At 71.7% G+C, this 18,231-nt stretch carries 18 protein-coding genes and 1 pseudogene; 9 read left to right on the top strand and 10 right to left on the bottom strand.

Annotated elements, in window-relative coordinates; translation table 11 throughout:
- Nucleotides 1-97: 97 nt before the first annotated feature.
- The 8 genes from OGH68_RS03335 to OGH68_RS03300 all read right to left on the bottom strand — a co-directional run bounded on the left by OGH68_RS03335 (nt 98) and on the right by OGH68_RS03300 (nt 6,717).
- Complete coding sequence (locus OGH68_RS03335) at nt 98-994, bottom strand: M56 family metallopeptidase (protein WP_264241800.1); 897 nt, start codon at nt 992-994, stop codon at nt 98-100.
- Between the two features lie 23 nt (nt 995-1,017).
- A complete protein-coding gene (locus OGH68_RS03330) occupies nt 1,018-1,398 on the bottom strand; it encodes a BlaI/MecI/CopY family transcriptional regulator (RefSeq protein ID WP_264241799.1) in 381 nt (126 codons plus the stop codon).
- A 123-nt stretch (nt 1,399-1,521) separates the two neighbouring features.
- The gene (locus tag OGH68_RS03325) at nt 1,522-1,803 is read right to left on the bottom strand and encodes a metal-sensitive transcriptional regulator (RefSeq protein ID WP_264241798.1); all 282 of its coding nucleotides are present in this window, start codon (nt 1,801-1,803) and stop codon (nt 1,522-1,524) included.
- An 18-nt stretch (nt 1,804-1,821) separates the two neighbouring features.
- Entirely contained in the window at nt 1,822-4,092 is a 2,271-nt protein-coding gene (locus tag OGH68_RS03320) for a heavy metal translocating P-type ATPase (protein WP_264241797.1), read from the bottom strand.
- 69 nt (nt 4,093-4,161) lie between these two features.
- On the bottom strand, nt 4,162-4,383 hold the full coding sequence (locus OGH68_RS03315) for a heavy-metal-associated domain-containing protein (protein ID WP_319020178.1): 222 nt from the start codon (nt 4,381-4,383) through the stop codon (nt 4,162-4,164).
- A 469-nt stretch (nt 4,384-4,852) separates the two neighbouring features.
- Nucleotides 4,853-5,071, bottom strand: a complete 219-nt coding sequence (locus OGH68_RS03310) for a heavy-metal-associated domain-containing protein (protein ID WP_264241795.1) — start codon at nt 5,069-5,071, stop codon at nt 4,853-4,855.
- Nucleotides 5,072-5,218: 147 nt separating this feature from the next.
- The gene (locus OGH68_RS03305; RefSeq protein WP_264241794.1) at nt 5,219-6,268 is read right to left on the bottom strand and encodes a glutathione S-transferase family protein; all 1,050 of its coding nucleotides are present in this window, start codon (nt 6,266-6,268) and stop codon (nt 5,219-5,221) included.
- A 47-nt stretch (nt 6,269-6,315) separates the two neighbouring features.
- Complete coding sequence (locus tag OGH68_RS03300; protein WP_264241793.1) at nt 6,316-6,717, bottom strand: ChaB family protein; 402 nt, start codon at nt 6,715-6,717, stop codon at nt 6,316-6,318.
- A gap of 86 nt (nt 6,718-6,803) precedes the next feature.
- On the opposite strand from OGH68_RS03300, the pseudogene OGH68_RS03295 reads away from it, so the two are divergent.
- Nucleotides 6,804-6,989: pseudogene (locus OGH68_RS03295) on the top strand (DNA topoisomerase IB); the annotation flags it as partial.
- A 43-nt stretch (nt 6,990-7,032) separates the two neighbouring features.
- On the opposite strand, the gene OGH68_RS03290 reads toward OGH68_RS03295, so the two are convergent.
- Nucleotides 7,033-7,980: a LysR family transcriptional regulator gene (locus OGH68_RS03290; protein WP_264241791.1), complete on the bottom strand. Its 948-nt coding sequence runs from the start codon at nt 7,978-7,980 to the stop codon at nt 7,033-7,035.
- Nucleotides 7,981-8,064: 84 nt separating this feature from the next.
- Here OGH68_RS03290 and OGH68_RS03285 point away from each other — a divergent pair, with 84 nt between their 5' ends.
- The 8 genes from OGH68_RS03285 (at nt 8,065) to mnhG (ending at nt 16,602) form a co-directional block, all read left to right on the top strand.
- On the top strand, nt 8,065-9,027 hold the full coding sequence (locus tag OGH68_RS03285) for an EamA family transporter (RefSeq protein WP_264241790.1): 963 nt from the start codon (nt 8,065-8,067) through the stop codon (nt 9,025-9,027).
- 317 nt (nt 9,028-9,344) lie between these two features.
- Nucleotides 9,345-10,220, top strand: coding sequence for a potassium channel family protein (locus tag OGH68_RS03280; RefSeq protein ID WP_264241789.1), 876 nt, complete (start codon nt 9,345-9,347; stop codon nt 10,218-10,220).
- 272 nt (nt 10,221-10,492) lie between these two features.
- On the top strand, nt 10,493-13,426 hold the full coding sequence (locus OGH68_RS03275; RefSeq protein ID WP_264241788.1) for a Na+/H+ antiporter subunit A: 2,934 nt from the start codon (nt 10,493-10,495) through the stop codon (nt 13,424-13,426).
- Entirely contained in the window at nt 13,423-13,872 is a 450-nt protein-coding gene (locus OGH68_RS03270) for a Na(+)/H(+) antiporter subunit C (RefSeq protein ID WP_264241787.1), read from the top strand. Before OGH68_RS03275 ends, OGH68_RS03270 begins: the two co-directional genes overlap by 4 nt.
- A gap of 26 nt (nt 13,873-13,898) precedes the next feature.
- The gene (locus tag OGH68_RS03265; RefSeq protein ID WP_413471081.1) at nt 13,899-15,407 is read left to right on the top strand and encodes a Na+/H+ antiporter subunit D; all 1,509 of its coding nucleotides are present in this window, start codon (nt 13,899-13,901) and stop codon (nt 15,405-15,407) included.
- Nucleotides 15,404-15,946 carry a Na+/H+ antiporter subunit E gene (locus tag OGH68_RS03260; protein ID WP_264241785.1) on the top strand — a complete coding sequence of 181 codons (543 nt, stop codon included), beginning with the start codon at nt 15,404-15,406 and terminating at the stop codon, nt 15,944-15,946. The genes OGH68_RS03265 and OGH68_RS03260 overlap by 4 nt, the downstream gene beginning before the upstream one ends.
- A gap of 3 nt (nt 15,947-15,949) precedes the next feature.
- Nucleotides 15,950-16,216: a monovalent cation/H+ antiporter complex subunit F gene (locus OGH68_RS03255; RefSeq protein ID WP_264241784.1), complete on the top strand. Its 267-nt coding sequence runs from the start codon at nt 15,950-15,952 to the stop codon at nt 16,214-16,216.
- On the top strand, nt 16,213-16,602 hold the full coding sequence (gene mnhG, locus OGH68_RS03250) for a monovalent cation/H(+) antiporter subunit G (protein ID WP_264241783.1): 390 nt from the start codon (nt 16,213-16,215) through the stop codon (nt 16,600-16,602). Before OGH68_RS03255 ends, mnhG begins: the two co-directional genes overlap by 4 nt.
- A gap of 115 nt (nt 16,603-16,717) precedes the next feature.
- On the opposite strand, the gene OGH68_RS03245 is transcribed toward mnhG, so the two are convergent.
- Nucleotides 16,718-18,214: an aldehyde dehydrogenase family protein gene (locus OGH68_RS03245; protein ID WP_413471080.1), complete on the bottom strand. Its 1,497-nt coding sequence runs from the start codon at nt 18,212-18,214 to the stop codon at nt 16,718-16,720.
- Nucleotides 18,215-18,231 lie beyond the last annotated feature (17 nt).

The raw sequence follows: 18,231 nt of genomic DNA, 5'->3' as shown, positions 1-18,231 counted from the left end.
GTGTCACATGCTCCAACGAGCCCACAATAGCCGCCCATTGACGTTCCCGGCCGCATACAGAGGATTTACGAAAGTACTAAGTACTTCCGTAAAAGAATTAGCCCGGTATTGAACAACAGGCCATGACCAACGGTGTGACCGCTCCGATGGCGGCGGCGGTCGTCAACAACCCCTGCAGTACGGGATGTCCAGCTTCAGGCGTCAGAATCCGGCGGACGCGCAGAACGGCGGAAGGGCCGCCGGCCGCCATGGCCGGCTGGGGCGCCTGCCCTGCTGCCATCGCGTACAGCGCCGTGGCGAGCGCTTCTCGTGAGCACCGGCGCAGCGCTCGGTCGTCGGCGGCCATCTCCAGCAGCAGCGGTACGGCATCCTGAATATGCCGAAAGAGTGGCAGGGCGGGGAATATGTGGGCGGCGGCCTGCGCGCCCACGGTCAGCAGGTGGTGCCGACCGGTGATATGTGCTCGTTCATGGTGGAGCACGGCGTCGAGTTGGGCGCCGGTGAGGACGCGGAGCGCGCCCGTACTGACAACCACTCGCGATGTCCGCCCGGGCAAGCAGTAAATGGCCGGAGTCGGATGGTCCAGGACCGTCGCTCCCAGCCTTGATTCCGTCCGGCCGATGAAGTGCAGCAATTCGGCATGGCGCGACCGCCGGCGCCGGGCATGGATTGCCTGCCGCAGAAACAGGGCCACAGGAAGAAGGAGTACCGCTGTTGCGCCGAGCGCCGCCAAGAAGTCGGCGGGGACGAGACTTCCGGCCCCGGGCGCCGCACAGCCGCGCGGCGTCCACGGCAGGCAGTCCTCCAGGCCGTCGGCGAGGCGGTGGCTGCTTCTGTAAGGGAGCAGCAGCTGGAGCACGGTCAGCGCCGATGCCACGGTGAAGACGCCGGCAAGGACGGTCCAGGTGGCGATCGCCAGCCGGGGGGCCTGGTGGGACCAGCGGCTACGGGCGAGCGGGAGCGGGAGGACCGCCCCTGCGAGGATCGCCAGCACCAGTGGCGGCACCACGTGGTGGTTCACCGTGAACTGCCGTCGGCGTCGGGCCGGTGGACCGCGCGCAGCGCGGCGTCCAGGGCCTGTACGTCCTCCGTGGACATGTGCTCGACGAAGTGGAGGAGGGCTCCCTGCCTGTTCTCGGTGTCTCCGAGGGCGGCCTGCATCAGGCCGGCCGTGTACTGCTCCCGGCTCTGCCGGGCCTCGTAGACCCAGGCGCGTCCCACCTTCTCGCGCCGCAGCCAGCCCTTGGTGTGCAGGATGTCGGCGACCGTCATGACCGTGGTGTAGGCGATCGGCCGGCTCCGGTTGAGGTCGTCGACGATCCGGCGGACCGTCGACGGTGTCTGCCATCGCCAGAGGCGGTCCATGATCTCCGCTTCCAGTTCCCCCAGCCGTCGCACGATGTCCCTCTCCCCGCCCCGAACCGCTCACGATGTGTCACATCGTAGGGTGAGGCCTGCACGACGGATCCGCCATACCCCCTCGGGGTATGGCGGACGGTCGTGTCGGCGATTCCCGGCCTCTTACGCCTTCACGAGTCGTGCGATGGCCTGCGAGGCCTCACTCACCTTGGCCTTGGCCTGGTCACCGCCCGCCGAAACCGCTTCGGCGACGCAGCAGTTGAGGTGTTCGTCCAGCAGAGCGAGTGCGCATGACCTCAACGCGGCACCCGTTGCCGAGATCTGCGTGAGGACGTCGATGCAGTAGGTGTCTTCGTCGACCATGCGGTGCAGGCCGCGCACCTGGCCTTCGATGCGCTTGAGGCGCCTGAGTACGTCGTCCTTCTGGTGCTCGTAACCGGCCATTTCTCTTGGAGCCTCCGCTCAGGTTGCTTTGAAGCTGCGCAGGCGCAGGGAGTTGCCGACGACGAAGACGGAGGAGAAGGCCATGGCGGCTCCGGCGATCATGGGGTTGAGGAGTCCGGCGGCGGCGAGGGGGAGGGCGGCGATGTTGTAGGCGAAGGCCCAGAAGAGGTTGGAGCGGATGGTGCCCAGGGTGCGGCGGGAGAGGCGGATGGCGTCGGCGGCGGCGTTCAGGTCGCCGCGGACGAGGGTGAGGTCGCCGGCTTCGATGGCGGCGTCGGTGCCGGTGCCCATGGCGAGGCCGAGGTCGGCCTGGGCGAGGGCGGCGGCGTCGTTGACGCCGTCGCCGACCATGGCGACGCTGCGGCCTTCGGCCTGGAGGCGTTTGACGACGTCGACCTTGTCCTCGGGCATGACCTCGGCGATGACCTCGTCGATGCCGACCTCGGTGGCGACGCTGTCGGCGACGGTCTTGTTGTCGCCGGTCAGCAGGATCGGGGTCAGGCCCAGGGCGCGCAGGCGGCGGATGGCCTGGGGGCTGGTGTCCTTGACGGCGTCGGCGACCTCCAGGACGGCGCGGGCGGCTCCGTCCCAGGCGACGGTGATCGCGGTGCGGCCGGCGGCCTCGGCGTCGTGCCGGGCCCGGGCCAGATCGGCGGGCAGCTCGATGGACCACTCGGCCAGGAGTTTGGTGCGGCCGACGAGGACGGCGTGGCCGTCGACGATGCCCTGCACGCCCAGGCCGGGGACGTTGGCGAAGTCCTCCGGGTCCGGCAGGGCGCCGAGCCGCTCGGCGGCGCCGGTGGCCACGGCCTGGGCGACGGGGTGCTCGGAGGCGTTCTCCAGCGCACCGGCCAGCCGCAGCACCTCCCTCTCCTCGGTGCCCTCGACGGTGTGGACGGCCAGCAGCGTCATCCGCCCGGTGGTCACCGTGCCGGTCTTGTCCAGCACGATGGTGTCGACCTTGCGGGTGGTCTCCAGCACCTCCGGGCCCTTGATCAGAATCCCCAGCTGCGCGCCGCGACCGGTGCCGACCATCAACGCGGTCGGGGTGGCCAGACCCAGCGCACAGGGGCAGGCGATGATCAACACGGCGACCGCCGCGGTGAACGCCGCCGTCAACCCCGAGCCGTTGCCGAGCCAGAACCCCAACGTGCCCAGCGCCAGAGCGATCACGACGGGCACGAACACCGCGGAGATCCGGTCGGCCAGCCGCTGCGCCGCGGCCTTGCCGTTCTGCGCGTCCTCCACCAGCTTCGCCATCCGCGCCAACTGCGTGTCCGCCCCCACCCGGGTGGCCTCCACCACCAGCCGGCCACCCGCGTTCAACGTCGCCCCGGTCACCGCGTCACCGACCGACACCTCCACCGGCACCGACTCACCGGTCAGCATCGACGCATCCACCGCCGACGACCCCTCCACCACCGTGCCGTCCGTGGCGATCTTCTCACCGGGCCGCACCAGGAACCGGTCACCCACCACCAGATCCCCGGTCGCGATCGTCTCCTGACGGCCACCGCGCACCACGGTGACCTCCTTCGCCCCCAACTCCAGCAACGCCTTGAGCGCCGCACCCGCCTTCCGCTTCGACCGCGCCTCGAAGTACCGGCCCGCCAGGATGAACGCCGTCACCCCCGCCGCCGCCTCCAGATAGATGTTCCCCGCCCCGTCACTGCGCGCGATCGTGAACTCGAACGGATGCGTCATCCCCGGCGTACCGGCCGTCCCGAAGAACAACGCCCACACCGACCACACGAACGCCGCCGACGTCCCCACCGAGATCAGCGTGTCCATCGTCGCCGCACCATGCCGCGCGTTCGTCCACGCCGCACGATGGAACGGCCACGCGGCGTAGGTGACGACCGGCGCGGCCAGCGTCAGACTCAGCCACTGCCAGTACTCGATCTGCAACGCCGGGACCATGGCCATCGCGATCACCGGCACGGCCAGCACCACCGCCGTCACCAACCGCTGCCGCAACGGCCGCAGCTCCTCGTCCGCCCTGCTCTCCTCGTCGGCCCCGTCGGTGCCGCCGGCCCTGCTCTCCGGGCGGGGAGGGGTGGGCTCGTGCGCCGTGTATCCGGTGGCCTCGACCGTGGCGATCAGATCGGCGACGGCGACATCCTCGGTGAAGGTCACCTTCGCCTTCTCGGTGGCGTAGTTCACCGTCGCCTCGACACCGTCCATGCGATTGAGCTTCTTCTCGATACGCGCCGCGCACGAGGCGCAGGTCATGCCGCCAATGGCGAGCTCGACCGCGGCTGTGCCGGCTGTCGTCGTCGGGGTACCCATGACTTGCTCCTCGTGCTGGGAACGTAACGAATCGGGGCCGGGGCCGTCGGCCCCGGCCGGGTTCTGATGTCAGGCGCGGCCGGCGTAGGCGTAGCCGGCCTCTTCGACGGTGCTCGCGATCAGCTCGTCCTCGGGTGCGCCGCCGGTGGTGACCGTGACGAGGCCGGTGCCGATCTCGACGTCGACAGCCAGGACGCCGTCGAGTCCGCCGAGAGCCTCGGTGACCACTCCCTGGCAGTGCGCGCTGCCGACTCCGCCGACCTTGTAGACGGTGGTGTGGGCGTCGGACACGGCCGTGGCGGTCGCGGGCTGAGCTGCCGCGCCGGTGTTGCAGCTTCCGTCAGGTGTACAGCATGCCGACATGGATCCTCCTGAGAATCATACCCCTAGGGGGTATCTGGAGCCTCCATGTATACCCCCCAGGCGTATATGGCGCAAGGGGGAGAGTGCCGGCCGGCCTTCCCGAGCCGGGTGGGCGGGGGTCGCAGTCGCTGTCCCGCTCGGGGCTGAAGGCGGCGTCCCGGCACGAAGGGGCGGACCGTATCGGTCCGCCCCTTCGGTGCTCCTCACTCCGGGCGTTCGACTGCCGTCGCCTTCGTCGCCGCCGGGTTCCCGCATCCGCCGCGTGCGGCCGGGGCGGCCGAGGCGGCGGAGGGTGATTCGGCCAGCCGAGACGCGGCATGTTGCAGCAGCGCCACCGCCACGACGCGGACCAGTGGGTGGGCAGCGGTTCGTCGCAGTGCCTCCCAGGCGCCCGGCGTCACTTCGTGTCACGCCCGACGAGCTCGTATCCCGCCTCGTCCACGGCGGCGGCGATCGAGTCGTAGTCGAGCCGGTCCCTGCTGCTGACCGTCACCTCGCCCGTGGAGAGGTCGACGTCCACCTGCTCGACGCCGGGCAGTGCGCCGACCTCCGACGTCACCGCGCGCACGCAGTGGTCGCACGTCATGCCCTTCACGTCGTACACGTCCTGAACCATCGGATCACTCCTTCCCTTTGTCTCCAACTATACCGGAGGGGGGTATGCGTCCGAGGGGCTCGGACGCTACGAGAAGGACGTCAGCTGCGTGAAGGACATGAGCTGCGTGAAGTACGGCCCCCACCGCGGGGCCTTTGGCGGAGGCGATCAGGGCCGTGCGGGAGCGGTGCCGTCCGGCGCGATCCGTTCTCCCGCCGGCGGCGGCCCCGGCGGAATGCCGTCCCCGAAGGGGCGGCCGCCGAGCCTCTCCCGGTGGTGCGGGGTGGTCAGCCCCGACAGATCGGGCCCCGCCGGAACGATGCCGGTGGGATTGATGCCGGTGTGGACCGTGTAGTAGTGCCGCTTGATGTGGTCGAAGTCCACCGTGTCGCCGAAGCCCGGGGTCTGGTAGAGGTCGCGGAGGTACCCCCACAGCACCTCGTTCTCCGCGATCTTGTAGCGGTTGCACTTGAAGTGGCCGTGGTACACCGCGTCGAACCGCACCAGGGTCGTGAACAGCCGGATGTCGGCCTCGGTGACGGTGTCGCCGACCAGATACCTCTGATCCCTCAGGCGCTCGGTCACGGCGTCCAGCCGGCGGAAGACGTCCGTGTACGCCTCCTCGTACTCCTGCTGACCCGTCGCGAAACCGGCACGGTAGACGCCGTTGTTGAGGTCGCGGTAGATGTCGTCCATCACCGCGTCGATCTCCGCGCGCAGCGCCTCGGGATACAGATCGGGCGCGCCCGGGCGATGCAGCTCACGCCACTCCGTCGCCAGGTCCAGCGTGATGCGCAGGTAGTCGTTGGTGACCAGCTTCCCGGTCGGGACGTCCACCACGGCGGGCACACTGACACCCCCCGGGTAGTCCGTCTCCCGTGCGTCGTACGCCTCGAAGAGGTACCGGATGCCGAGCACGGGGTCCTTGCCGCCGGGATCCAGGGTGAAGCGCCAACTGCGGTCGTCCTGGACCGGATCGGCCACGGCGACCGGGAGCGCGTCCTCCAGGCCCAGCAGGCGGCGGGAGACCAGCGCACGGCTCGCCCAGGGGCACGCCCGGCTGACCACCAGACGGTAGCGGCCGGGCTCCACCGGCCAGCCGTCCCTCCCGTCCCGAGTGATGCGGTCGGTGAAGTGGCTGGGCGACCGCTTGAACTGCCGCTTCCCGTAGTCGCTGTTGCGGCTCATGCGGCACCCGTCCGGCTGCTGCTCATACATGGCTCCTGTCGGTCGGCGGTCCCGTGCGCCTGCCCACGCCGCCCCTGTCAGGACCGGGCTTCACGCGTCTTCGAACGGTTCTCCTTGCGGATCGCCTCGAGCAGTTCCGCCCTGCTCATCTTCGACCGGCCGCCTATGTCCAGGCGCCGGGCCACCTCGTACAGGTGCTGCACGGTGGCGTTCTCGTCGACGCCCTCACCACTGCGGGCCGGCTTCTGCCGCGGAGTCGCGGCGCGCGGGTCGGAGGGGCCCTTGCGGCCCTGCTCCTTCCGCTCCCAGTGGTCCGCGACCTTCTCGTACTTGTGCTTCAACGCGCTGAAGGCGACCCGGTGGGCCCGCTCACCCTCCCCGTACTGCTCGACAGCCGAGTCGTGGGCCTTGATCCAGGTGCGCTGCGCGTCCTTGGGCGAGCGCTCCAGTGTCGAAGGAAGCTCTTCGCGTCCTGGCATGGTTCACCTCCGATGCGATGCATGGCGGGTGCCCTGGCAGCTGCGGCCGAAACGGCCGCAGCCCCCTGTGCGCCGTCCCGGCGGGCACCCCCGCCGTCTGCCGTGACTCCTACAGCAATCCCCGCGTGATCGAGCTGTACGAGGAGGGTGTCACCGTCGCGGCAGTGCTGCCCCGCCTCGGAGACGAGGGCGCCTACGGCATTCCCGCGACCCAGGGGCCGGCCGGGTCGGCTGTCCGGCACATGCTCCGCACCGGCCGGCCGCCCGGCTGACGGGACGTCGGCGGCCCGCACGGCGACCGTCCGTCGACCGCGGTCAGCAGGGGCCTTCCATGACGATCGCCGCCAGCGCGGCGACGGGAGGCCACGACCACTGGCCGGCACGCGCGAGCAGCGCACTGCGGCGGGTGCCGGCCAGCGGGTCCAGTGGCCGGAAGGCGACGTCCGTCCGGTGCCGTTCGATACCGGAGCTCGCGAGCACGGCCACCCCGAGACCCGCTCCGACGAGGCTGTTGACCAGATGGAGACTGTCCACGCGGTGGGCGATCCGGGGCACGAAGCCGGCCATCGCACACACGCGCTGCACCAGCTCGTCGTCATCGGTGCCACGGGAATTGGCGATCCAGCCCGTGCCGGCGAACTCCGCCAGCCCGGACAGGGCGAGAGGGCGGCCGGCGTCCGGATGGTTCGCGGGAACGGCCAGGTACAGCGGTTGCTCCTCGAACTGCCGGGCGCTCAGACCAGGCGGCACGGCGCGCGGTACGAGGCTGTAGTCGTACACCACGCCCAGGTCGGCACTTCCCGACCGCAGCAGCCGGGCCGTGTGCTCCGGCTCGTGCTCGTACACCTCCACCGCGACCCGCGGATACTGCTCCCGCAGACGGGCCAGCGCCGGCAGCACCACCGGCTCGACCGCCGTGAAGAAGCTCGCCAGCCGCACCCGCCCGACCGGATCGGCCGTCCCACGCAGTTCGGCCTGCGCTTCCTCGACCGCGGCCAGGATGCCCACCGCGTGCTCGACCAGTCGCTCACCTGCCGGTGTGAGCTGCACCCGGCGGCCGACCGGTGCCAGCAGCGGGATGCCGACCTCCTGTTCCAGGACCGCCAGATGCTTGGAGACGGCCGAGGTTCCGTATCCGGTACTCGCGGCCACGGCGGCCATGGTGCCCAGCCGGTGCAGCTCGACCAGCAGCCGCAGCCGCCCCAGGTCGGGCAGCTGTTGCGGGCCGATCTCCGTGCCGCCGTCCGTGCCCTTCGCGCTCATCCACACATTGTCCACCAATGGTGGCCGGTCGATCCACTTTCGGCCCGTGGACAGAAACATAGCGGGGCCGGTCCAATGGGTCCGGTGACCACCGAGAACACCCACGCCACCGCCACACCCGCCGCTCCTGCCGCTCCTCATGTCGTCGCCGTCCCCGCCGCCGACGCGCGGGCCCGGACAGGAACGGGGCAGGCCGCCCGCCCCCGCCGTATGCCGGGGGCGGCACTCGTCCTCATCGCCATGGTCGTGCTGCACACCGGCAGCGCACTGGCGACCGAGCTGTTCCACTCCCTCGGTCCGGCGGGCACGACCTGGCTGCGCCTCACGTTCGCCGCCGTCTTCCTCACCGTGTTCACCGGGAGGTCGCTGTGGCGGACGCTGCGCACGACCCCGCCGCGCGATCTGCTGGCGACCGGCCTCCTCGGCGTCGCCAGCGCGGGGATGATGCTGCTGTTCTCCGAAGCCGCCGCGCGTCTGCCGCTGGGCACCGCCACGGCGCTGGAGTTCCTCGGCCCGCTCGCCGTCGCCGTCCTCGCGTCGTCCCGGCGCAGAGAGCTCGCCTGGCTGGCGCTGGCCGGAGCCGGAGTCGTACTGCTCACCTCGCCATGGACGGGTGCCACGAGCCTGACCGGCGTGCTCTTCGGCCTGGGCTCGGCGGCCTGCTGGGCGCTGTACGTCGTCGGGACCGCCCACGTCGGCAGCCGGCTCTCGGCACCGCACGCGTTGGCGGTGTCCCTGGCGGTCGCGGCCGTCGCCGCCGCGCCGTTCGGGGCGCCGGGCGCACTGGCGGCCCTCACCTGGCAGACGGCGGCCGCCGCGGCGGGAATCGCGGTGCTCATGCCGCTGGTGCCGTTCCTGCTGGAGATGAAGGCCCTCCAGCGCATCGGGAAGACCACGTACGGCACCCTGGCCGGTCTGGAACCGGCCGTCAGTCTCCTGGCGGGCATGGTCCTCATCGCGCAGACGCCCGGGGTCCTGCAACTCGCCGGAACCGCGCTGGTGGTGGCCGCCGGCATCGGCGCGACCCGGGCCGAGTCCCGGCGTTGAACCGCGGGGAGCGGCCCGGGCCCACGCCCCGTACCGCGCCGGCCGGCACCCGCCGCCGGACAGCCGGACCACCGCGCCGGCCGCCGTCGTCCCGGCCCGTGTCCCGAGACCACGTGTTCCGTGTCCCGCGACCCGGTCCGGGTACCCGAGTGGTGATCCGCCGTCGAACAGCCCGTGCCACGGCCCGACGACGGTTCCGTGCACGGGACCGGCCCGGCCGGACGACGCCGAGCCGCCCGCACGGCGCGTCGCGGTGACGGGCACGGCGGGCACTCAGTCGAACGCCGAGCAGGGGCGGGTGGAGAAGGAGGCGCAGCGTGGAGTGGCTGATCACGGCGGCAGGGGTGCTGCTGGTGCTGGTCGCCCTGCGCGATCTGTTCCACACCCTGTGGCACCCCACCGGCCGGGGCAGCCTGAGCACGGCGGTGATGACGGGGCTGTGGCGGCTGGTCCGCCGTTTCGGCGCCGACGGCACGGTCGCGGCCCTGGCCGGCCCGCTGGCGATGATCGCCGTGATCCTCATGTGGGCTCTGATCATCGTGGCCGGATGGACTCTCGTCTACTGGCCCCACATCCCCGACGGCTTCTCCTATGGTCCCGGCCTCCGGCCCGAGGAGCGCACCGACATCGTGGACGGCCTGTACTTCTCCCTGGTCATGGTCGGCACCCTCGGCCTGGGCGACATCGCCCCCACCGACGCGTGGCTCCGCGTCGCCGCCCCCTTGGAGGCCCTGATCGGCTTCGCCCTGCTGACGGCCGCCGTCTCCTGGATCAGCCAGATCTACCCCGCGCTGACCCGCCGGCGGCTGCTGGCCACGCGTCTGTCGTCGCTGCGCACCACGGGTCTCCCGCCTCCGCCCGGGACGACGGCCACCGCGGTTTTGCTCCAACAGCTCGCCGAGGACGTGAACCACGTCCGCATCGACCTGACCCAGCACGCCGAGACCTACTACTTCCACGACGGCGAACCCGACACGGCCCTGGCGGCGATGGCCGACTACGCCGCTGACCTCGCCGTCCAGGGACAGCACTCCCGAGAAGCAGCCGTGCGCATGAGCGCCGCCATGCTCGGCAAGGCCCTCGAGAACCTCGCCGCCACCCTGGGGACCTACTTCCTGCGGACAGACGGAACCCCCAGACAGACCTTCGCCGCCTACGCCGCGGACCACGGCTACACCCCGGTCAGGGCGTGAACCCGGCGACGGCGACGCCACCACCGGCGACGCCGCGCCACCGCTCGCCACCGCCCGGTGAAGCCCCTTGGCAGCCCCGCACCGCCACCCGGGGGACTTGACCGGACGCCCCGCGTGGTGGCGCTCCGCCCCGGCGCCCCGGCTGGAAAATGCTCGGCGGGCCGGCCGACTGCTTCGCACGGCGACGGGCGGCCCGAACGGCAGCAGCCGTCGAGGCCGTGCCACCGCCGATCGATCAGGGGACCTGCCGAGCAGCGAAGGGGGGACGGAACGTGCTGGTCCTGCTGGCGCTCCACGCGGCGGTCGCCCTGGTGCTGCCGTGGTGGGCACGCCGGTTCACCCGCACCGCCTGGTACCTCGCCGCCGCCGTGCCGCTCGCAACCGCCGTCTGGGCCGGCCTCCACGCCCCGGAGGTGCTGGCCGGCGGCACCGCCGACGAGTCCTGGGCATGGGCGCCGGCGCTGGGACTCGTCGTGGACCTGAGGCTCGACGGCCTCTCGATGCTGATGCTGTGGGTCGTCGGAGGCGTGGGAGCCGCCGTCCTCCTCTACTCCCGCCACTACACGCAACACGACCCCGGCCGGGAGTCCGCGCTGCTGCTGGCCTTCGCCGGGGTGATGACGGGTCTCGTCCTCGCCGACAACCTCTTTGTGCTGTACGTGTTCTGGGAACTCACGACCGTCGTGTCGTTCCTGCTCATCGCCGGACGCGGGAACCGGGCGGAGCGCCGCCGCGCCGCCGTGCAGGCGCTGCTCGTGACGGCCGGGGGCGGCCTCGCCATGCTGTTCGGATTCGTCCTGCTGGGCGAGGCGGCCGGTACGTACCGGGTCTCGGCGATCGTCGCGGACCCGCCGCGGGGCGGCGCGGTCACCGCCGCGGTCGTCCTGGTGCTGATCGGCGCGTTCGCCAAGTCCGCCCAGATGCCGCTGCACAGCTGGCTGCCCGCCGCGATGGTGGCGCCGACTCCCGTGAGCGCCTATCTGCACGCGGCCACCATGGTCAAGGCCGGTGTGTATCTCGTCGCCAGGCTCGCCCCCGGGCTGGCCCCCGCGGGACCCTGGCGTCCCATGGTGTTCACCGTGGGACTGGCGAGCCTGGTGCTCGGCGCGTGGTGCGCCCTGCGGGAGACCGACCTGAAGAAGCTCCTCGCCTACGGCACGATCAGCGAACTGGGCATGCTGATCGCCTTGCTGGGAGCGGGCACCCGGACCGCCGCCCTGGCGGGCGCCGTGCTGCTGCTCGCCCACGCGGCGTTCAAGGCGGCCCTGTTCCTCGTGACCGGGATCATCGATCACCGCATCGGTACGCGGGACATACGCGAACTGTCCGGCGTGGGACGCCGGCTGCCCGTGCTGTTCGCCGTCGCCGTCCTCGCGACCGCCTCCATGGCGGGACTGCCCCCGCTCATCGGCTTCCTCGGCAAGGAAGCCGCGTTCGAGGCGTTCCTCCACGCCCCCGGTTTCGCCGCGCACGGCTGGCTGCTCGCGGCACTGGTCCTCGGCTCGGCCCTGACGGTGACCTACGCCGTCCGCTTCCTCGCCGGGGCGTTCGGCGGCGCCTCCCGCCCCGGTGACAAGGAACCGCGGCCGCCCGCCGCCGGTTTCGTCGCACCCGCGGCCGTCCTGGCGGCCGCCGGACTGGTGGGCGGCCTGTGGGCGTCGGGTACGGACCGGGCGGTGCGCCCCTACGCCGACGGCTATCCGGCCGGCCCGGACGCCCCCTACGAACCGGCTCTGTGGCACGGCTTGACGCCCGTACTCGGACTGTCCGCGCTCGCGGTGCTCGCCGGTGTGCTGCTGCACCTCGTCGGCCAGGCCGGCATGTCCGCGGTCTCGGGGCCTTCCCGCGCGGCGCCCCCACAACTGCCCGGGGAGCAGCCCGGCTACCGCCGCACGCTGGCCGCGCTGGACGAGGCGGCAGCCCGGCTGACGCGCCGCACGCAGGTCGGATCGCTGCCCGTCTACCTCGCCGTCATCCTCACGACCGTGGTCCTGCTGCCCGGTTCGGCCCTGGCGGCCATGATCCCGCGCATCGAGTCACCGCCGCTGTGGCGGGCCGCCCTGGAACTGCCGCTGGGCGCGGGGGTGCTGGCCGCCGCGGCGATGGTGCTGACCACCCGGTACAGGCTCACCGGCGTCCTCCTGGTCGGTGCCACCGGTTACGGCGTGGCGGGGCTCTTCCTGGTGCGCGGCGCGCCCGACCTGGCCCTCACCCAGTTCCTCGTGGAGACCATGACGCTCGTCGTGGTGGTGCTGGTGCTGCGCCGGATGCCGGCCAGGTTCACGCCCGGCGGAACGACCGGGCGCGTCCGCACCGTACGTGCCGCCGTCGCGGTTGCCGTGGGGCTCTTCGTGGCCACGTTCGCGCTGGTCGCCGCGTCCGCCCGGCGAAGCCCCTCGGTGGCCTCCGACTATTTCCGCCGGGCGGACGAGGCCGGAGCGCACAACGTGGTCAACGCCGTCATCGTCGACTTCCGCGCCCTGGACACCCTGGGCGAGATCTCCGTGCTGCTGGTCACGTCGATCGGAGTCGTCAGTCTCGTACGGATCTGGAACGAGGCGAGGCCGTCGCACCCCGATTCCCCACGGGCGCCGGGGCAACCGGACGATTCCCCCAGGGCGCACTGGGACGAGCCGCGGGAGAAGTGGCTGCCCGGCGCGGACGAACGCGCCGGGAGCGAGCGCTCCGTACTGCTCGAGGTCGTCACCCGCCTGCTCTTCCCGTCGATCCTTGTGCTCTCCCTCTTCCTGCTGTTCTCCGGCCACTCGCACCCGGGCGGCGGGTTCGCCGGCGGGCTGGTGGCCGGTCAGGCATTCGTCCTCAGGTACCTGGTGGGAGGGAGAGCAGATCCGGGCACGGCGGCGCCGCTCGGCGCGGGCGCCCTGGCCGGCGGGGGACTCGTCCTCGCGTCCGCCGTCGGCGTGTTGCCGCTCCTGTTCGGCGGCCCGCCGCTGGCCGCCACTGTCGTGACGGCGCGTCTGCCGGTGTTCGGAAAGGTCGAGTTCGCTACGAGCCTCTTCTTCGACATGGGCGTCTACCTGCTGGTGGTCGGAGTCACGCTCACCCTGCTGTCGGCCGCGGGCGTCGCCCTCGGGCGCTCCCGGGACACGGCGATGCCCGGCCGCGCGGCGGCACCGCACGGGCCGGCGCCGGACGGCTCCGGGGCGGGCGGGCCCGGCGGTTCCGAGAGGAGCGACGAGGCGTGAACACACTGGACCTGACCATGGCCGTCGTGGTCGGCGGGCTGTACGCCCTCGGTTTCTACCTGATGCTGCAACGGTCGCTGATGCGGATCGTCCTCGGCTTCCTCGTCCTCGGGCACGGCACCAATCTGCTGCTCCTGGTGGCGGGAGGCGGCCCGGGGAAGCCCCCGATCGTCGGGGACAAAGCCGTGGAACCGGAGGAGTTCGCCGATCCGCTGCCGCAGGCCATGGCTCTGACCTCGATCGTCATCACCTTCGGGCTCACGACGTTCCTGCTGGCCCTGGCCTTCCGTTCCTGGCGGCTCTCCGGACACGACGAGGTGCGCGACGACGTCGAGGACCGCCGCATCGGGACCGTCCGTGAGCGGGCGGACGACGGCGGGTCGGACGCCGGTCCGTCCGGCGAGGACGACCGAGCCGAGGACGACGAACCGGGGGAGCGCCTGTGACCGACATCCTGCTCGCCGTCCCGGTCATGCTGCCGGTGCTCGCCGCCGGCGTACTCCTGTTCAACCTGCCGCGAGCCCTTGTCAGGGCGATCAGCATCGCCGTCCTGACCTGCGTGCTCGCCGCCTCCATCGCCCTGTTCACGGTTGCCGACGAGCGGGGACCCGTGGCCGTGCACGCCGGCGGCTGGCCCCCGCCCCTGGGGATCGCGCTCGTGGCCGACCGCCTGTCGGCGCTGCTGCTGATGGTCTCCGTGCTCGTGGCGCTGGCCGTGCTGCTTTTCGCCGTCGGCCAGGGCACCGCGGACCACCGTCCCGGCACGGCGGCCGTCCTGCACCCCGCGTACCTGCTGCTGTTCGGCGGCGTGGCCCTGGCCTACCTGACGGCCGACCTCTTCAACCTGTTCGTCGCCTTCGAGGTGATGCTGGCGGCCTCGTACGTGCTCATCACCCTCGACGCGAACGAGCCCCGGACACGCGCCGGCATGACGTACACCATCGTTTCTCTGACTTCCTCGCTGCTGCTCATCACGGTCGTGGCCCTGGTGTACGCCGCCACCGGAACGGTGACGCTCGCCGAGCTGCCGGAGCGTCTCGCCGCCCTGCCCGGCGAGCTGCGGAGCGCGCTGGGCCTGCTGATGCTCGTGGTCTTCGGCATCAAGGCGGCGGTCGTGCCGCTTCATTTCTGGCTCCCCGACAGCTATCCCACCGCGCCGGCGCCGATCACCGCCGTGTTCGCGGCCCTGCTGACCAAGGTCGCGGTGTACGCGGTGCTGCGCACCCAGACCATGCTCTTCCCTCGCACCGGGATGTGGCTGCTGCTCGCCGTCGTGGCGATCGCCGCCCTTCTGGTGGGCATCCTCGGCGCGCTCGCGCAGGACGACATCAACCGGCTGCTGTCCTTCACCCTGGTGAGCCACATCGGTTTCATGCTGCTGGGTCTCGCGCTGTTCGACGTTGCCGGGCTGACCGGCACCATCCTGTACGTGGTCCACCACATCGTCGTCCAGGCGACGCTGTTCCTCGTCGCCGGTCTCGTCGTACGCACAGCGGGCACGACCGCGCTGCACCGCATGGACGGCAGGACGGCGGCCACCGGCACGGCGATCGCCGTACTCTTCGCCCTTCCCGCGCTCAGCCTCGCGGGCATCCCGCCCCTGTCCGGTTTCGTGGCCAAGCTGGCCCTGCTCCGGGCGGCGGCGACGGCGGGTACCGCCGGGCACGTACTGGCGGCGGCTGCCCTGCTGACGAGCCTGCTGACGCTCTACGCCATGGCACGCGTATGGAACACGGCGTTCTCGGGTACTCGGCCCGCTCCTTCGCCGCCCCCGCCCGAGGGCGGCGCGGCAGCCCCACGGACCGTGCGGCGCGGGACGGCGCTCATGCTCGCCGCGACCGCCGGCATGGCGCTGACCGGGGTGGCGATCGCGGCCGGTGCCGGACCGCTGTCCCGCGTCGGTGAGCGGGCCGCGGAGGATCTCCTGGACCCGAGGGAGTACCGAGCCGCCGTACTGGGCGAGGAGGGAGGGCAACGGTGACGCGAGACGAACGGCGCGCCGTGGGCCGCGTTTCCGCGGTCTGCTGGCTGTGGCTGCTGTGGGCGGTGCTGTGGGGATCGCTCAGTCCCCTCGTGGTGACGTCCGGGCTTCTGATGGCCCTGGCCGTCGTCGTGGCGTTCCCGCTCCCGCCGGTGCGCACGTCCGCGGGCCGGCGACCGGTCCGGATCGTCCGGCTCCTGGGCCGCCTGGCCGTCGACCTCGTCCGCTCCGCCGCCACCGTGGCATGGGAAGCCGTCCGGTACGGCAGTAGGACCTCCGCCGCGATCGTCGAGGTACCGCTGCGGGCCGACACGGACCTCCTCGTCACGACCGTCGCCAACCTCACCACGCTCACCCCGGGGACGCTCGTGTTGGAGATCGACCGCGGTGGGCAGACCCTGTACGTACACGCTCTCCCGGCCCGCGGCACGGACGGCCCCGAGCGCCGGCGGGGCGAGGTCCGCGCCGTGGACGAGCGCGTGACGCGCACACTGGGCCGGGGGGACGGGCCGGGCGCCCCCGGCGGCGAGGAGGAGTGAGTCATGAGCATCGTCTTCACGACCGCCCTGGCCATGATCACCGCCGCGGCGCTGCTGACCTTGTTCCGGCTGTTGCGCGGACCCGCCGCACTCGACCGGATCGTGGCCCTGGACGTCCTGGTGACCCTGGTCATCGCGGGCACGGCCGTCCACGCGGCCGCCCGTGCGGACCCCACCCCGCTGCCCGTTCTGCTGGTCCTGGCCCTGCTCGCCTTCATCGGCTCAATCGCCGCGGCCCATCTCGTCGAAGAACGGGAGCACATGCGATGAACACCGTGCGGGACGTCGCCTGTGCCGTGCTCCTCCTCGGCGGGGCCGGGCTGTGCCTGCTCGCCGCGCTGGGGCTGCTGCGCTTCCCGGACACCGTCACCCGGCTGCATGCCTCGGCGAAGGCCCAGTCGGTGGGTCTGGTCCTGATCCTCACGGGGACGGCGCTTCAGGTGCCGGGCCGCTACGCTCCCGTCGTCCTGCTCGTGGCCCTGTTCCAGCTGGTCACCGTTCCCGTCACCGGGCAGATCGTGGGACGTACCGCATACCGCACCGGTGGCATTCAACGGTCCGTCCTCGTGCGGGACGAGCTCGGAGAACGCCTGGAACGCGAGGGCGCTCCGCCCGCGGACGACGAGCGCGGCGTGCACACGGATGCCGACCGATGAGGCCGCTGCGCTGCGGCACAGGGGCAAGGAGGCGGTCGGCGCAGTGCACGGCCCGGGCAGACCAGAGGCCTGCCCGGGCCGTGCACTGCGCCGGGCTCCCAGTGCCGTCGGCCGCTCAGCGGGCGAACCAGCGCTGCGGCACCGGAGCGGTGTTCTCGTAGATGTGCTTGGCCTGGCGGTATTCGGCGAGCCCTTCCTGGCCGAGCTCCCTGCCGATCCCGGAACGCTTGAACCCGCCCCACTCCGCCTGCGGCAGATAGGGGCCGAAGTCGTTGATCCACACCGTGCCGTGCCGCAGCCGCCGCGCCACCCGCTCGGCCCGGGCGGCGTCCCTGGTCCACACGGCCCCGGCGAGACCGTAGTCGGTGTGGTTGCCCAGTTCGACCGCGCGGTCCTCGTCGGTGAAGCGCTCCACGGTCAGGATGGGACCGAAGGTCTCCTCCTGCACGATGCGCATGTCCTGTGTGCAGTCGTCGAACACCGTCGGCCGGTAGAAGAAGCCGTTTCGCAGCTCCGGTTCGTCCGGGCGCTTGCCGCCCGCGACCAGCTTCGCGCCCTCCTCGACGCCGAGCCGCACATAGGACTCGACCTTGTCCCGGTGCTCCGCGGAGACGAGCGGACCGCTCTCGGTGTGTTCGTGCAGCCCGTTGCCGAGACGGATGCGCCCGGTGCGGCCGACCAGTTCGGCGACGAAGTCGTCGTGCAGGGAGTCCTCCACGATGAGCCGGGTGCCCGCGGAGCACACCTGCCCCGCGTGGAAGAACACGGCGGTGAGCGCGTGGTCGATCGCGGTCTCGACATCGGCGTCGGCGAACACGATGTTGGGATTCTTGCCGCCCAGCTCGAGGGCGACGTTCTTCACCGTGTCGGCCGCCGTGCGCATGATCATCTGACCGGTCGACAGACCGCCGGTGAAGGACACCAGATCCACATCGGGGCTCTCCACCAACGGCGCGCCGACCGCCGCGCCCGCACCGAGCACGAGGTTGACCACGCCGGCGGGCGCCCCGGCCTCCTCGATCAGCTCCACCATTTTGACGGTGGTCAGCGGGGTGATCTCGCTGGGCTTGAGCACCATGGTGTTCCCGGCGGCCAGTGCGGGGGCCACCTTCCACGACGCCTGGAGGAGCGGGTAGTTCCAGGGGGTGATCAACGCACACACGCCGACCGGCTCGTGGACGACGCGGCTGCGGATCTTCGGGTCGCCCGCGTCCACCACCCGCCCGGAGTCCGCCTCGGCCTGGCCCGCGTAGTAGCGGAACACCGCTGTCACGTCGTCGACGTCGATGCCGCTCTCGACGAGTGTCTTTCCGGTGTCCAGCGTTTCCAGCCGGGCGATCTCCGCACGGTCGCGCTGGAGGTACTCGGCCGTCCTGTGCAGCAGTTCGGAACGCTGCTGAGGAGTCCAGGACGGCCAGACGCCCTGGTCGAACGCGGCCCTCGCCGCGGCGACGGCCGCCAGCGCGTCCGTCCTGTCGGCCTCGTCCACGGCTCTGACCACGGACTGGTCGAAGGGATTCAGAATTTCGCGTGTGGCGCCGCCCGACGCGGCCACCCATTTTCCGCCGATAAACAGACTGGACGTGGCAGTCCTTTCCCGGTTGAGCCGAATGCAGCTGCACCGTTGCG

Origin of the sequence: Streptomyces peucetius (assembly GCF_025854275.1) — a bacterium.
Lineage (GTDB): Bacteria > Actinomycetota > Actinomycetes > Streptomycetales > Streptomycetaceae > Streptomyces > Streptomyces peucetius_A.
Note: the sequence above shows the minus strand (reverse complement) of the source record. Positions and strands in the feature narration are given on the sequence as shown.